The organism is Anaerobacillus sp. ABA4_114 (assembly GCF_056159065.1).
In genome coordinates, this window is sequence record NZ_JBSWUM010000001.1 from 878,765 (window position 1) to 893,309 (window position 14,545).

Annotated in this window: 15 protein-coding genes and 1 riboswitch; of the genes, 14 read left to right on the plus strand and 1 reads right to left on the minus strand. The window is 41.5% G+C overall.

Going from position 1 to position 14,545, the window contains the following annotated elements; all coding sequences use genetic code 11:
• Positions 1 to 7 precede the first annotated feature (7 nt).
• The 5 genes from leuC (at position 8) to ACXAEY_RS04305 (ending at position 5,030) form a co-directional block, all read left to right on the plus strand.
• A complete protein-coding gene (leuC, locus tag ACXAEY_RS04285; protein ID WP_474810651.1) occupies positions 8 to 1,420 on the plus strand; it encodes a 3-isopropylmalate dehydratase large subunit in 1,413 nt (470 codons plus the stop codon).
• A gap of 12 nt (positions 1,421 to 1,432) precedes the next feature.
• Positions 1,433 to 2,014, plus strand: coding sequence for a 3-isopropylmalate dehydratase small subunit (leuD, locus tag ACXAEY_RS04290; RefSeq protein ID WP_270179919.1), 582 nt, complete (start codon positions 1,433 to 1,435; stop codon positions 2,012 to 2,014).
• A gap of 240 nt (positions 2,015 to 2,254) precedes the next feature.
• Positions 2,255 to 2,364: riboswitch (SAM riboswitch) on the plus strand.
• Positions 2,365 to 2,480: 116 nt separating this feature from the next.
• Positions 2,481 to 3,503 carry a methionine ABC transporter ATP-binding protein gene (locus ACXAEY_RS04295; RefSeq protein ID WP_474810652.1) on the plus strand — a complete coding sequence of 341 codons (1,023 nt, stop codon included), beginning with the start codon at positions 2,481 to 2,483 and terminating at the stop codon, positions 3,501 to 3,503.
• Positions 3,496 to 4,164 (plus strand): methionine ABC transporter permease, encoded by a 669-nt coding sequence (locus ACXAEY_RS04300; protein WP_270179917.1) that lies wholly within the window; start codon positions 3,496 to 3,498, stop codon positions 4,162 to 4,164. Before ACXAEY_RS04295 ends, ACXAEY_RS04300 begins: the two co-directional genes overlap by 8 nt.
• 23 nt (positions 4,165 to 4,187) lie before the next feature.
• A complete protein-coding gene (locus tag ACXAEY_RS04305; protein ID WP_474810653.1) occupies positions 4,188 to 5,030 on the plus strand; it encodes a MetQ/NlpA family ABC transporter substrate-binding protein in 843 nt (280 codons plus the stop codon).
• A 41-nt stretch (positions 5,031 to 5,071) separates the two neighbouring features.
• On the opposite strand, the gene ACXAEY_RS04310 is transcribed toward ACXAEY_RS04305, so the two are convergent.
• Positions 5,072 to 6,022 (minus strand): L-lactate dehydrogenase, encoded by a 951-nt coding sequence (locus ACXAEY_RS04310; protein WP_474810654.1) that lies wholly within the window; start codon positions 6,020 to 6,022, stop codon positions 5,072 to 5,074.
• A 162-nt stretch (positions 6,023 to 6,184) separates the two neighbouring features.
• Here ACXAEY_RS04310 and ACXAEY_RS04315 point away from each other — a divergent pair, with 162 nt between their 5' ends.
• The 9 genes from ACXAEY_RS04315 (at position 6,185) to ACXAEY_RS04355 (ending at position 14,537) form a co-directional block, all read left to right on the plus strand.
• The gene (locus tag ACXAEY_RS04315) at positions 6,185 to 6,556 is read left to right on the plus strand and encodes a carboxymuconolactone decarboxylase family protein (RefSeq protein WP_270179914.1); all 372 of its coding nucleotides are present in this window, start codon (positions 6,185 to 6,187) and stop codon (positions 6,554 to 6,556) included.
• A 258-nt stretch (positions 6,557 to 6,814) separates the two neighbouring features.
• Positions 6,815 to 6,955 carry a YuzK family famiily protein gene (locus ACXAEY_RS04320; protein WP_474810655.1) on the plus strand — a complete coding sequence of 47 codons (141 nt, stop codon included), beginning with the start codon at positions 6,815 to 6,817 and terminating at the stop codon, positions 6,953 to 6,955.
• A 317-nt stretch (positions 6,956 to 7,272) separates the two neighbouring features.
• Complete coding sequence (gene sufC / locus ACXAEY_RS04325; protein WP_270179913.1) at positions 7,273 to 8,058, plus strand: Fe-S cluster assembly ATPase SufC; 786 nt, start codon at positions 7,273 to 7,275, stop codon at positions 8,056 to 8,058.
• Positions 8,059 to 8,076: 18 nt separating this feature from the next.
• Positions 8,077 to 9,384 carry a Fe-S cluster assembly protein SufD gene (gene sufD, locus ACXAEY_RS04330; protein WP_474810656.1) on the plus strand — a complete coding sequence of 436 codons (1,308 nt, stop codon included), beginning with the start codon at positions 8,077 to 8,079 and terminating at the stop codon, positions 9,382 to 9,384.
• On the plus strand, positions 9,384 to 10,607 hold the full coding sequence (locus tag ACXAEY_RS04335) for a cysteine desulfurase (protein ID WP_474810657.1): 1,224 nt from the start codon (positions 9,384 to 9,386) through the stop codon (positions 10,605 to 10,607). Before sufD ends, ACXAEY_RS04335 begins: the two co-directional genes overlap by 1 nt.
• Positions 10,597 to 11,043, plus strand: a complete 447-nt coding sequence (gene sufU, locus ACXAEY_RS04340; RefSeq protein ID WP_270179910.1) for a Fe-S cluster assembly sulfur transfer protein SufU — start codon at positions 10,597 to 10,599, stop codon at positions 11,041 to 11,043. The genes ACXAEY_RS04335 and sufU overlap by 11 nt, the downstream gene beginning before the upstream one ends.
• A 101-nt stretch (positions 11,044 to 11,144) precedes the next feature.
• The gene (sufB, locus tag ACXAEY_RS04345) at positions 11,145 to 12,542 is read left to right on the plus strand and encodes a Fe-S cluster assembly protein SufB (RefSeq protein ID WP_474810658.1); all 1,398 of its coding nucleotides are present in this window, start codon (positions 11,145 to 11,147) and stop codon (positions 12,540 to 12,542) included.
• Positions 12,543 to 12,716: 174 nt separating this feature from the next.
• Positions 12,717 to 13,529 (plus strand): ABC transporter ATP-binding protein, encoded by an 813-nt coding sequence (locus tag ACXAEY_RS04350; protein WP_270179908.1) that lies wholly within the window; start codon positions 12,717 to 12,719, stop codon positions 13,527 to 13,529.
• 66 nt (positions 13,530 to 13,595) lie between these two features.
• The gene (locus ACXAEY_RS04355) at positions 13,596 to 14,537 is read left to right on the plus strand and encodes an iron-hydroxamate ABC transporter substrate-binding protein (RefSeq protein WP_474810659.1); all 942 of its coding nucleotides are present in this window, start codon (positions 13,596 to 13,598) and stop codon (positions 14,535 to 14,537) included.
• The last annotated feature ends 8 nt before the right edge of the window (positions 14,538 to 14,545 follow it).

Sequence of the window (14,545 nt, forward strand, 5' to 3'; positions counted from 1 at the left end):
GATGGGTGTGGAGCCAAAAACAATTATAGAAAAGATCTGGGAAAAGCACGTTGTGCATAGAGAAGAAGGCAGTCCAGATTTACTTTATATCGATTTACACCTTGTGCACGAAGTAACATCTCCGCAGGCTTTTGAAGGCTTGCGTATGAATCAGCGGAAGGTCAGACGTCCTGATCTGACCTTCGCTACTATGGATCATAATGTTCCAACGATTGCGCGGCATATCATTAATGATCCTGTTTCAAAGGTACAGATGGAGAAGCTAGAAGAAAATTGTAAGGAATTTGGGGTCGAAATTGCCGATATTAACCATCCAGACCAAGGTATCGTCCATGTGATTGGCCCAGAACTAGGGTTGACTCAACCAGGCAAAACAATCGTTTGCGGTGATAGTCATACCTCGACACACGGTGCTTTTGGAGCACTTGCATTCGGGATCGGAACGAGTGAAGTCGAACATGTTCTTTCAACTCAAACTCTTTGGCAATCCTCTCCAAAAACAATTGAAGTTCGAGTGAATGGTCAGCCGGGCGCAGGTGTAACGGCGAAGGATATCATTCTTGCAATCATAGCGAAGTTTGGAGTGAATGCAGGAACAGGGGCTATTCTTGAATATACAGGTGAAGCGATTAGAAAGATGTCGATGGAAGAGCGAATGACAATCTGTAACATGTCGATAGAAGCCGGTGCTAAAGCAGGATTAATCAGTCCTGATGAGGTAACGTTTGACTACCTAAAGGGAAAAAGGCATGTTCCACAAGGAGAGGAATTCCAAGCAGCGATATCAGAATGGAGAAACCTTGCTACTGATGAAGGAGCAACGTATGACGACGTTTTAGAGATCCATGCTGATGAGATAGAACCTCAGGTTACGTGGGGTACGAATCCTTCTATGGGATCATCCGTCTACGGTAGAGTGCCTTTTCCAGAGGACTATGAAGATCCGGCTGATCAAAAAGCAATCGCACAGGCCTTAACGTATATGGGGTTAACAGCTGGGATGGCAATTCAGGATATCGACATCCAACATGTCTTTATCGGATCTTGTACAAATTCAAGGATTAGTGATCTTAGAGCCGCAGCAAATATTGTTCGTGGAAGGAAAGTACACCGCAATGTTCGAGCGCTAGTCGTGCCGGGTTCTAAATCTGTCAAAGAAACAGCGGAAGCAGAAGGACTAGATCAAGTGTTTATTGATGCTGGCTTTGAGTGGAGAGAAGCAGGATGCAGTATGTGTCTTGCGATGAATGACGATATCGTTCCACCAGGAGAGCGATGCGCTTCTACATCAAACCGGAACTTTGAGGGACGGCAAGGAAATGGTTCTAGAACGCATCTAGTCAGTCCTGCCATGGCAGCCGCCGCTGCTTTGGAAGGCAAATTTACAGATGCAAGAAAAATGAAGCAGCCTGTCGTGTAAAGGAGTGAAATCATGGAACCTATCAATGAATATACAGGTGTCGTCTATCCTCTTGAAAAGGTGAATGTGGACACTGATCAAATAATACCAAAGCAATTTCTGAAACGGATCGAGCGACAGGGGTTTGGACAGTTTTTGTTCTATCATTGGCGTTTCGATGACGATGGAATCGCACGGTCTGATTTCTCTTTAAATGAAGAGCAATACAGGTCGGCTTCAATCCTAGTAGCGGGTAAAAACTTCGGCTGCGGTTCATCGAGAGAACATGCTCCATGGGCCCTATTAGACTACGGATTTAGAGTGATCATCGCACCAAGCTTCGCAGATATCTTTTACAACAACTGTGTGAAAAACGGTATCCTTCCAATCGCTCTTCCTCAAGAAACCGTTGCTGAATTATTTACAAAGGCAAGCGAAGGTTATTCACTCACTGTTCAACTCGAAAACCAATCTATTAGTGATAATGATGGGCTGCACGTATCGTTTGAAATCGATCCCTATTGGAAGGAAATGTTGTTGAACGGGTGGGACGAAGTATCTAGAACCCTCTCTCTTGAGGATAAAATCGAGCAGTATGAAAATCAAAGAGCGTAAATAAGAGAGCATGTTTGATCCGTATAGAGATACAACTGAATCATTGGCGCGAGCGCTGTATGGATTGCAGCGCTTTTACGCTGTCAGAAAAGAGGGCTGACTTTAGAGGAGTAGTTGAAACTCTGACAGCTGGTTTTATTTAAAAATTCGGACTTTTTACTCATCGATTGACACACTAAAAGTCCCATGCTAGAATTCGATTTAGTACTTAACTAGAGTAACGTGTTAATAACTAAATATCTCTTATTCAGAGAGGTGGAGGGACTGGCCCTATGAAGCCCGGCAACCGTCAAACAGCGTGTTTGAGAAGGTGCCAATTCCTGCAAAGCAGATGCTTTGAGAAATGAGAGAAAGACATCGATTTCAAGTGCCTTTCTGCTCATAGCGGAAAGGCATTTTTTATTTCAAAAGGTTTTAAAATCAACCTATTGTGATGGGATATCGTAAGGTAAAAGGAAGTGTGCAAATGATTGAGTTAAAAGGTATAAAGAAGACGTTCTTTGCAGCCTCTGGACCAGTAGAAGCGGTGAAGAATACTGATCTTACAATTGAAAAAGGCGAAATTTTCGGAGTTATCGGATATAGTGGCGCTGGAAAGAGTACACTTATCCGCATGTTAAATCTACTTGAGCGACCAACTGAAGGCAGCGTAACAGTAGATGACAAAGCATTATCTAAGTTGAATAACAAGGAACTTCGTCTAGCAAGACAAGAAATCGGAATGATTTTTCAGCATTTTAATATTCTCTGGTCACGCACTGTAAAAGAAAATATTGCGTTCCCGCTTGAAATATCGGGCGTGCCGAAAGAGAAAAGAAAAGCTCGAGTGGACGAGTTGATCAACCTCGTTGGGTTATCCGGGAGAGAAGATGCGTACCCATCTCAACTAAGTGGTGGTCAAAAGCAGCGAGTTGGGATTGCGCGGGCACTTGCTAATAACCCTAAAGTGTTACTCTGTGACGAAGCGACATCGGCCCTGGATCCGAAGACCACAGATAGTATTCTCGACCTATTAAAGAAAATTAATAAAGAGCTAGGACTAACGATCGTGTTGATCACTCATGAAATGCACGTGATCAGAAAGATTTGTCATCGTGTTGCGGTCATGGAAGGTGGCAGTGTTGTTGAAGAAGGTCCAGTACTTGATATTTTCCATCATCCCAAGCAGCCGATCACCCGTGATTTTGTAAACCAACTGAGTGAGCCAGAGGAAATGAAAGAATCGATTTCACATCTTACTGAAGGTGCAGAAGGGACACTCGTACAATTTACTTTTGTAAAAGGAGCTACGGGGTCACCTCTCGTAACGAAGTTAATCAGAGAGTTTCAGATCGAAGTGAACATCATTCAAGGGAAGGTCACCCATACGCAGGATGGTCCTTATGGTAAGCTATCGGTCTTACTAAAAGGTGAACAATCTTCTATCGACAAAGCACTGAGCTATGCACGTGAGCAGAAAGTAGAAGTGGAGGTGATTCCAAATGCTTAGTTCACTATTTCCTAACGTGCGTTGGGAGGATATGTGGGAAGCGGCATTACAAACGATCTACATGACCGCGATCTCTGTGTTCGCAACGTTTATACTCGGCATTGGACTCGGCCTGCTGCTTTTCTTAACTTCAAAGGGAAACGTCTGGGAAAATCGATATATTAACGGTTTTGTTGCAGGGATTGTAAACCTGTTCCGTTCGATTCCATTCATCATATTAATTATTTTGCTTATCCCACTATCTGTATATATTGTTGGTACGATGCTGGGAGCTAATGCTGCATTGCCAGCACTTATTGCAGGGGCTGCCCCATTTTACGCACGAATGGTCGAGATCGCTCTAAGAGAAGTAGACAGGGGAGTGATCGAAGCATCCCAAGCGATGGGGGCTACGAATGGCCAGATTATTTTTAAAGTACTGCTTCCTGAAGCGATGCCAGCATTGATTTCAGGAATAACAGTAACTGCGATCGCTCTAGTGAGCTATACAGCGATGGCAGGTGTCGTTGGGGCTGGAGGATTAGGAGATCTTGCATATCTAGATGGTTTCCAACGAAATAATCCCGACGTGACGCTTGTCGCAACTGTATTAATTCTCGCTATTGTAGCAGTTCTTCAGGTTATCGGAGATGTTACAACGCGAGCTATGGATAAAAGATAAGATAAAAAAAGGAGAGAGAAACCATGAAAAAACTATTACTACTTTTGTCAGTTGTTGCTCTTGCAGCTCTAGCGGCTTGTGGAGCAAATAACGGTGGAAACAGTGAAGGCTCAGGATCAGAAAGTGAAGAAACGAAACTAGTTGTTGGTGCATCAAACGTTCCACACGCTGAAATCCTAGAAAAAGCACAGCCGCTTCTTGAGGAAGAAGGAATTACTCTTGAAATCGAGCGCTTCCAGGATTACATTCTTCCGAACAAAACTCTCGCTAATGGTGAGTTAGATGCGAACTACTTCCAAACAGTGCCTTATATGGAGCTACAAATGGAAGAAAACGATAACTATGATTTCGTAAACGCTGGTGGGATTCATATCGAGCCGATCGGTGTCTATTCACAGGAATATGAAAACCTTGATGCACTTCCTAAAGGTGCAGAAATCATCATGAGTAACTCTGTATCAGACCACGGTCGTATGCTTCAATTGCTAGAAGCGAAAGGTTTGATCAAGATTAAAGAAGGTATCGATCCAACAGATGCACAAGTCGAAGATATCGCTGAAAATCCAAAAGACCTTACCTTTAAAACAAACGTAGAAGCTTCCCTTCTTCCTCAGATCTATAAGCAAGGTGAAGGTGATGCTGTTTTAATCAACACGAACTATGCGATCGATGCTGGATTAAATCCACAAGAAGACGCAATAGCACTTGAAGGTTCGGACTCTCCATACGTGAACGTGATCACCGTGAACAAAGGTGATGAAAGTAACGAAGCTGTAAAAACGCTTGTTGAGGTTCTACGCTCAGAAGAAATTCAAACCTTCATTAAAGAAGAATATGATGGAGCAGTCGTACCAGTAAATGAATAAAGCAAAAAAGGTTCTCCTTTGTGGAGAACCTTTTTTTAGTGCTATTTATAAAGAAGGACCGGTTTCATAGCGTCAGTAAGCGTTTTTGCAGAGTGTTGAAGCTGTTCAGTTTCCTGAGGAGTGAGATCAAGTTCAATGACTTCTCGAATACCATTTCTATTGACGATTGCAGGTACGCCAATATAGAGATCTTCTAAACCGTATTCACCTTCTAATAGAGTGGATATAGTAAGAATAGAATTTTCGTTACGCAAGATGGCTTTGGTTAATCGAAGTAATCCCATCGCAATACCGAAATGTGTCGCACCTTTACGATTGATGATGTGGTAGGCTGCATCACGCACATCTGCAAACAGGGCATCAAGTTCTGCTTTTCCTTCAGAGGTATCTTTGATTAGTGAAAGAACGGGCCTGCTGCCGATCGTTGTGTGGCTCCACACAGGTAATTCAGTATCTCCGTGTTCACCTAAAATGTATCCATGAACATTTCTAGAATCTACATCAAAGTATTCCCCTAATAAATATCTAAATCTTGCAGTATCAAGAATTGTCCCTGATCCGATAACCCTTTCTTTCGGGAGGCCAGAGAACTTCCAAGTTGCATAGCTTAGGATATCAACTGGATTTGTAGCGACAATAAAAATTCCATCAAAATTGTAAGACATCACATTCGTCACGATTGTTTTGAAGATTTTGGTGTTTTTATCAATTAAATCTAACCTTGTTTCACCTGGCGCTTGGTTCGCTCCAGCCGCAATGACGACGATATCTGCATCACGACAGTCACTATAATCACCTGCCCAAATTTTCATCTGCGCACCAAAAGGAAGGCCATGATTAAGGTCCCTTGCTTCTCCTTCAGCTTTCTCTTTATTGGCATCGATTAATACGAGCTCATTTGCAACTTCTTGATTAAGTAAAGAAAATGCATAGCTAGTCCCTACGAACCCTGTTCCAATCACAACGACTCGTGTTGTTTTACCTTCAAACATATCATCCACTCCTTTAGCTCTTATAGTTACATAGTAAAGAACTATTCCCTCCATTAATGTGATAATTCTCACACAACCTTTAATTTTTTCTCTTCAAATTTATGGATAGCATTGTGATTGTCTTCTCATACTAACTCTGAATAATTGAAGGAGGAATGTGACGTGACGCAGGAACAACAAAATACAAATTTTGCACAAACAGCATTGCATGATTACAAAGAAGGCCTTGGAGTCTTTACTGAGAAAATGCCCCAAATAGCAAAGAAATATAATGCATTTACAGAAGCTTGTTTTAGAGAAGGTGCCGTTAGTAAGAAGGAAAAGCAGATGATTGCACTTGGGATCTCGATTTTCTCTCAAGATGAATATTGCATCATTTATCATACGAAAGGGTGCTTAGATCAAGGGTGCACTGAAGAGGAAATCCTCGAGACAGTTGGAGTAACAGCAGCCTTTGGTGGAGGAGCTTCCATGAGTCAAGCTGTAACCCTCGTTCAGGAATGTATTACGGATCTTAATCAAATGAAGCATTAAACTACGAGTTTCTTCCATTATATATATGCACAGTATTGGAATTGCTTCTTAAACGAAGGAAAGATAAGATTTATACTTTTCAATATATTCAAAACATAGAAGAGCAGGGTATTTCCTTTGTAATTGGTGTATATGGCATTTGTAGGCGACTGTATTAAAGTGGTAAATTAAGTGAGTAAATAAATAACCAATTACTGAAAGGATTGATTCATTATTAGCCCCTTGCGGTTAAACCACACACCTGAAATGGAAAAGGCAATGTTCCAGTCTCACGGAGTAGGATACGCAGAATATAGCAGGAATTTTAACAAACGAATGCAAGTAGAGCGCGATCGAGACATGGATCATCGCCAAAGTCTGATGTTGGTAAGTGAATTCGACCGTAAATTGCAAAAATGAATCAGCAATACGCTATAAAAACCAGTCGCTGACTGGTTTTTTATTTTGAAATGAGTACAACATCCGTTGTTTCCCTTATAAGGAAATGATACGCTTATTCTTGGGTGAGATTTGTAGTCTGAATAGGACACATAGATGTTGTTAACTCTAGTTAAGGACGCATTTCTCGTTCCTTGATAATAGTTTGGATTTGTTATAAAATTAGAATGAAAATAGATTGAGAATGACTCAGCACACATTCCTTGACATAAACCTTATAGCTAATACAATAAGGAAGGAAGAAGGAATAGTATAAACGTTATTGGAGGTATTCACAAATGGCAGCATCAACTCTTAAGATTGAAAATCTTCATGTTTCCATTGAAGGAAAAGAGATTATCAAGGGACTAGACCTTGAAATAAATGGTGGCGAAATTCATGCAGTAATGGGGCCGAACGGTACAGGAAAATCTACCCTTGCTTCCGCTATCATGGGACATCCGAAATATGAAATCACTCAAGGTAAAGTATTTCTTGATGATGAAGATGTGCTTGAAATGGAAGTTGATGAGCGTGCGAAAGCGGGCCTCTTCCTTGCTATGCAATATCCAAGTGAAGTAAGCGGGGTTACAAACGCTGATTTCCTACGTACATCAATCAATGCTCGTCGTGAAGAAGGCGATGAAATTTCTCTTATGAAATTCATTAAAAAGCTAGACAGCAAAATGGCTGAGCTTGATATGGGCGAAGAATTTGCTCAGCGTTACCTTAACGAAGGATTCTCAGGCGGTGAGAAAAAGCGTAACGAAATTCTTCAACTTATGATGCTAGAACCAAAGATTGCAGTTCTTGATGAGATTGATTCTGGTCTAGATATCGACGCTCTTAAAGTTGTTTCAAAAGGTGTTAATGCAATGCGTAACGAAGAGTTCGGTTGCTTGATCATCACTCACTATCAGCGTCTTCTTAACTATATTACTCCAGATAAAGTACACGTAATGATGCAAGGACGCATCGTGAAGTCAGGCGGAGCTGAACTAGCTCAGCGTCTTGAAGCAGAAGGTTACGATTGGATTAAAGAAGAACTAGGTATCAAAGACGAAACAGTTGGCCAAGAAGCGTAAGCAGTAAGGAGGATGACAATGTCAGTGGATACGAAGATTGCATTCGATCAAGATTATGTTCGGTCTTTTTCAGAGAAGCGACAAGAGCCACAGTGGCTTACTCAGCTTCGCCTAATGGCACTAGAGAAGTCAGCAGACCTACCTATGCCAAAACCTGATAAGACGAAAATAGATAAATTTAATTTCACTTCGTTTAAGCACGATGTACAGACAGAAGGTATTTCTTCATTGGATGAACTTCCTGAAGATATTAAAGAACTGGTTGCCAAAGACCAGCAATCTGGTAACCTTCTCGTGCATCGTAACTCAACGCCAGTTTTCAAACAGCTTTCTGATGAGCTTAAAAATAAAGGTGTTATTTTTACAGACATCTTAACGGCTGTACAAAACCATAGTGAGCTTGTTGAGAAGTACTTCATGAAAGATGTTATGAAAGTCGATGAGCATCGTTTAACAGCACTTCATACAGCACTTCTTAATGGAGGAACATTCCTTTATGTACCTCGTAACGTGGAAGTAGACGTTCCAGTTCAAGCGCTATACTGGCAAGAGGATCCTGAAGCAGGATTATTCAATCACGTGATCATCGTTGCTGAAGATAACAGTTCAGTAACATACGTTGAGAACTATCTATCTTATTCTCATGACGTTGAATCAGTTGCTAACATTATTGCTGAAGTTCACGTTGGGCAAAATGCTCGCGTAACGTTTGGTTCAGTCGATAACTTTGCAAAAGGTGTTACAACGTATGTGAATCGTCGTGCGAACGTAGGGCGTGATGGTAAGATCGATTGGGCTCTTGCTCAGATGAATGACGGAAACACGATTTCAACGAACTCAACGAACCTAGTTGGTGACGGCTCTTATGGTGATTCTAAGACGGTAACGATTGGCCGCGGTGATCAGAAACAGAACTTTACCAATGAGATGTTCCACCATGGTAAGAACTCTGAAGGTGTTCTTCTCGTTCATGGCGTTCAAAAAGAAAGTGCAAGTGCAATCTTTAATGGTGTTACAAAGATCGAGCACGGCGCTACAAAATCAAACGGCGACCAGACTCAACGCGTTCTTATGATGAACAGCAAGGCAAGAGGGGACGCTAACCCTATCCTTCTTATCGATGAAGACGACGTAATGGCTGGACATGCTGCATCTGTAGGTAAAGTAGATCCACTTCAGCTCTTCTATCTACAAAGCCGCGGAATCAACCGTAAAGAAGCAGAACGTTTGATCATCCATGGTTTCCTTGCTCCAGTTATTAACGAACTTCCGATCGAAGGCGTTAAAAACCGTGCGATCGAGGTAACTGAAAGGAAAGTAAATTAATGTTCGATGTGCAGGATATACGCAAGCAGTTTCCCATTTTACATCAAGAGGTAAATGGGAAACCTCTTGTTTATCTTGATAGTGCTGCAACGTCTCAAAAGCCAAAGCAAGTCATCGATGCAGTTGAGCGTTACTATAAAGAAATCAATTCGAACGTACACCGAGGGGTTCATACGTTAGGGACACACGCCACTGATGCATATGAAGGTGCCAGGGAAAAGGTACGTGAATTTATTCATGCACCCTCGACTGAGGAAGTTATCTTCACGCGAGGTACGACCACAGCACTGAATATGGTTGCATCAAGCTATGGCCGTGCGAACCTTCAGGAAGGTGACGAAGTTGTCATCACCCCTATGGAACACCACAGTAATATCATTCCATGGCAGCAAGCTGTCAAAGCTACAGGTGCCACACTCAAATACATTCCTCTTCAAAAAGACGGATCGATTTCTCTTGAAGATGTGGAGAATACGATAACTGAAAATACGAAGATCGTATCTGTTATGCACGTGTCGAACGTTCTTGGGACGATCAATCCAATCAAGGAAATCGCTGCGATTGCTCACCGAAAAGGTGCTGTGATGGTCGTAGATGGTGCACAAAGTACACCGCATATGAAGATCGATGTTCAGGACTTGGACTGCGACTTTTTCGCATTTTCTGCTCACAAAATGTGCGGTCCTACTGGCATAGGTGTTCTATACGGTAAAAAGCATCTCCTTGAAAACATGGAGCCGTTTGAATTCGGTGGAGAAATGATCGATTTCGTTGGTTTATATGACTCCACGTGGAAAGATCTACCTTGGAAGTTTGAAGGAGGAACTCCTATCATCGCAGGAGCTGTCGGCCTTGGTGCTGCGATCGACTTTTTGAACGAGATCGGAATGGATAACATTAAAGCACATGAACAGCATCTTGCTCATTATGCAGTGAAGCAAATGTCTAAAATTGAAGGTGTAAAGATTTATGGTCCTGAAGAACGTGCTGGAGTCGTAACGTTTAACAGTGACGATGTTCACCCTCATGACCTGGCGACAGTGCTCGATACAGAAGGAATCGCCGTTCGAGCAGGACATCACTGTGCTCAACCTCTTATGAAGTGGTTAGAGGTATCGGCTACAGCTCGTGCTAGCTTCTATTTATACAACACTGAAGAAGACGTGGACACTTTTGTAGCAGGGTTACAAAAAGCAAAGGAGTTTTTTGGTCATGTCTTTTAACAATCTTGACCAGTTGTATCGACAGGTCATTATGGATCATTATAAAAACCCTAGAAATAAAGGGGAGCTTGAAGAAGGCGACCTGAAAATCAATATGAATAATCCAACATGTGGAGACGCTATTCAGCTTCAGTTAAAAGTTGATGAAGGTAAAATCTCAGACGCCAAGTTTATTGGAGAAGGGTGCTCGATTTCTCTAGCATCCGCATCCATGATGACAGAATCTGTGAAGGGCCTTGAAGTTGATGAAGCACTCCGTATGTCTAAGATCTTCTCTGATATGATGCAAGGGAAAGACTACGATGAAGAAGAATTCGATCTAGGTGACATCGAAGCGCTTCAAGGAGTTTCTAAATTTCCTGCTCGTATCAAATGTGCAACACTTTCTTGGAAAGCGATGGAGAAAGGGTTTAAGGAACAGAACGACCAGGCTTAAGCCCTTTCCAGGTGTTGTAATAGATGCTTATTCATACTAGAATGATGGAAAGAGAACGTAAGCCAAACACTGACATGTAATATGTCTAGGAGGGAAATACTATGGCTAAAAAAATGCCTGAAGTTGGCGATTACCAATATGGTTTTAGTGATAAAGACGTTTCAATTTTCCGCTCACAGCGTGGCTTGACTCCTGAAATCGTTAAAGAAATTTCTCGAATTAAGGATGAGCCGCAGTGGATGCTTGATTTCCGTTTGAAATCTCTTGAAACATTTTATAAGATGCCTATGCCTCAGTGGGGCGGCGACCTTGCTGATTTAGACTTTGATGAGATTACGTACTACGTAAAGCCTTCTGAGAAGTCTGAAAGATCATGGGATGAAGTACCTGAAGAAATCAAAACAACGTTTGATAAGCTTGGAATTCCTGAAGCTGAGCAAAAGTACCTCGCTGGTGTATCTGCTCAGTACGAATCCGAAGTTGTTTATCATAACATGCAAGAAGACCTTGAAAAGATGGGAATCGTCTTTAAGGACACGGATACAGCTCTTAAAGAAAACGAAGACTTGTTCAGAGAACATTTCGGTAAAACGATTCCTCCGACAGATAACAAGTTCTCAGCTCTTAACTCTGCTGTTTGGTCTGGTGGATCATTCATTTACGTACCAAAAGGCGTAAAAGTGGATACACCTCTACAAGCATACTTCCGTATTAACTCTGAAAATATGGGACAGTTTGAGCGTACGCTTATTATCGCTGATGAAGGTTCTTCTGTACATTACGTTGAAGGTTGTACAGCTCCTGTTTATACAACGAATTCACTACACAGTGCGGTTGTTGAAATCATTGTTAAGAAGGACGCTTACTGTCGTTATACAACGATCCAGAACTGGGCGAACAACGTATATAACCTTGTTACGAAACGTGCTGTTGCAGAAGAAAATGCAACGATGGAATGGATCGATGGTAACCTAGGTTCAAAACTTACGATGAAGTACCCAGCTGTTCTTCTTAAAGGTGAAGGTGCACGTGGAATGACACTTTCCATCGCGCTAGCTGGTAAAGGACAGCATCAGGATGCAGGTGCTAAGATGATTCACCTTGCTCCAAATACGTCTTCAACGATCGTTTCTAAATCCATCTCTAAACAAGGTGGTAAAGTAACGTACCGTGGTATCGTACACTTTGGCCGTAAAGCTGAAGGCGCTCGTTCTAACGTCGAGTGTGACACGCTTATCATGGATAATGAGTCTACTTCTGATACGATTCCTTACAACGAAATCCTTAACGATAACATTTCTCTTGAACACGAAGCGAAAGTATCGAAGGTTTCTGAGGAACAGCTCTTCTATCTAATGAGCCGTGGGGTTTCAGAAGAAGAAGCAACAGAAATGATCGTAATGGGCTTTATCGAGCCATTTACAAAAGAACTTCCAATGGAATATGCGGTCGAAATGAACCGCCTTATCAAGTTTGAAATGGAAGGTTCGATCGGTTAACATTCAAAAAGACCCTGGTGGTTACTCCAGGGTCTTTTTTTATTGCATAAGAATGCTGATTATTCGGTTGACAGTATAAATACGATAGACTAGAATAAGTTATGACATTGATAATCATTTTCATTTGGTGAGTTGAAGTTCAGTGATACTCGAGAATTTCTAAGGAGGGGAACCATGTCCAGACTATATGCAGAGGATTTAAAGGTTGGTTATGGTGAAAAAAATATCGTTAAAGATTTAAAAATTGAGATTCCAGATAAAAAGATCACGACGATTATCGGCCCGAATGGGTGCGGTAAATCAACGGTTCTTAAAACGTTATCACGCATACTCAATCCGAATGCTGGAACAGTTTACTTAGACGGTAAAAGCATCAGCAAAGAATCTACTAAGAAAATCGCGCAAAAAATGGCGATCTTACCTCAGTCACCGGATTCACCTGCTGGTCTGACTGTTGGAGAACTTGTTTCTTATGGCAGGTATCCTTATCAAAAAGGATTCGGTAAGCTAACGAAAAAGGACTATGATGTGATCGACTGGGCACTTCGTGTAACGGGTATTCTTGAATTTAAGGAACGACCTGTAGATGCTCTTTCTGGTGGTCAAAGACAGCGTGTTTGGATCGCCATGGCACTCGCGCAAGAAACCGATATCATATTATTAGATGAGCCTACCACTTATCTAGACTTATCTCACCAATTAGAAGTACTCGAGCTATTACATCAACTGAACCGTGATGAAAAGCGTACCATCGTAATGGTCATACATGATTTAAATCATGCTGCGAGGTTTGCTCATCACATGGTGGCTATGAAAGACGGCTCAATTGTAAAAGAGGGAAGAGCTGAAGAAGTGATGACGTCTAAAGTCCTTTACGATGTGTTCAATATCGATGCTGAAATCGGGATGGACCCAAGAACGAGGAAGCCAGTATGTTTGACGTATGATCTCGTAAAAACTGAGCAGTTCATAGAGAACTTAGCGTAACTGCTTTTTTTATTTCCATCATATGAGAATGATTCTTATTATCATACATTCAGGAGGAAGAACAACATGAAAAAAGGATTTAAACAACTTTTACTTAGTTTATCTTTATTAACTTTAGTGTTTGCATTAGCAGCGTGTTCTGAGAACACATCAGGTGAAAGTTCTGCGGAAAAAGACGATAGTGATAAACAAGATACAAGGGTTTATGAAGGTGAAAATGGAGAGGTTGAAGTTCCTAAAGAACCAGAGCGTGTTGCAATGCTAGCGGCTACATATGCAGGAAACTTGTTGGAATTAGGCATTACACCGATCGCTGTAAATGAATATCCAAAATCTAATAAATTTTATGGAGATAAGCTTGATGACGTTGAAGTCGTTACTGCAGACTCATATGAAAAACTGTTAGAACTTAATCCAGATCTAATCATTACGTATTCTGATGATAAAAACTTAAAGAAATATGAAGAAATCGCACCTACAGTAACGATGTCATACGATAAGTATGATTACATGGAACAGCATGTTGAAATCGGGAAAATAGTAGGAAAAGAAGATGAAGCAAAAGCATGGGTTGAAGAGTGGAAGGAAAAAGCTGCAGATGCTCGTGAAAAAGTAAAAGCTGCTATTGGAGAAGACAAGACGTTCATGGTTATGGAAGCATACGGCAAAGATATGTATGTATATGGTGAAAACTGGGGACGTGGAACAGAGGTCATCTATCAAGCTCTTGAATTAAAAGCACCTAAGAAATTAGAAGAAGATGTCTTCGGTCCAGGTTGGAAAGCCATCTCTACAGAAGTGATTCCTACTTATGCTGGAGATTATATCTTTGTTGGAACTGGAGCAGGTAATCCAGACAACTCCTTTATGGAATCTGATGTTTGGAAAGAGCTTCCTGCTGTAAAGAATGGAAATGCAATTCAGTTTGACTCAGAATCGTTCTATTTTAACGACCCGATCTCTCTAGAGAAAGAATTGGAGTTTATCGTCGAAGAATTAACGAAATAACAAAGGAT

Bases quoted from the DNA above. Each gene is read 5' to 3' on its own strand.
- leuD (WP_270179919.1), top strand. From the start codon at position 1,433: ATGGAACCTATCAATGAATATACAGGTGTCGTCTATCCTCTTGAAAAG.
- ACXAEY_RS04295 (WP_474810652.1), top strand. From the start codon at position 2,481: ATGATTGAGTTAAAAGGTATAAAGAAGACGTTCTTTGCAGCCTCTGGA.
- ACXAEY_RS04300 (WP_270179917.1), top strand. From the start codon at position 3,496: ATGCTTAGTTCACTATTTCCTAACGTGCGTTGGGAGGATATGTGGGAA.
- ACXAEY_RS04305 (WP_474810653.1), top strand. From the start codon at position 4,188: ATGAAAAAACTATTACTACTTTTGTCAGTTGTTGCTCTTGCAGCTCTA.
- ACXAEY_RS04310 (WP_474810654.1), bottom strand. From the start codon at position 6,022: ATGTTTGAAGGTAAAACAACACGAGTCGTTGTGATTGGAACAGGGTTC.
- ACXAEY_RS04320 (WP_474810655.1), top strand. From the start codon at position 6,815: ATGTTCCAGTCTCACGGAGTAGGATACGCAGAATATAGCAGGAATTTT.
- sufC (WP_270179913.1), top strand. From the start codon at position 7,273: ATGGCAGCATCAACTCTTAAGATTGAAAATCTTCATGTTTCCATTGAA.
- sufD (WP_474810656.1), top strand. From the start codon at position 8,077: ATGTCAGTGGATACGAAGATTGCATTCGATCAAGATTATGTTCGGTCT.
- ACXAEY_RS04335 (WP_474810657.1), top strand. From the start codon at position 9,384: ATGTTCGATGTGCAGGATATACGCAAGCAGTTTCCCATTTTACATCAA.
- sufU (WP_270179910.1), top strand. From the start codon at position 10,597: ATGTCTTTTAACAATCTTGACCAGTTGTATCGACAGGTCATTATGGAT.
- sufB (WP_474810658.1), top strand. From the start codon at position 11,145: ATGGCTAAAAAAATGCCTGAAGTTGGCGATTACCAATATGGTTTTAGT.
- ACXAEY_RS04350 (WP_270179908.1), top strand. From the start codon at position 12,717: ATGTCCAGACTATATGCAGAGGATTTAAAGGTTGGTTATGGTGAAAAA.
- ACXAEY_RS04355 (WP_474810659.1), top strand. From the start codon at position 13,596: ATGAAAAAAGGATTTAAACAACTTTTACTTAGTTTATCTTTATTAACT.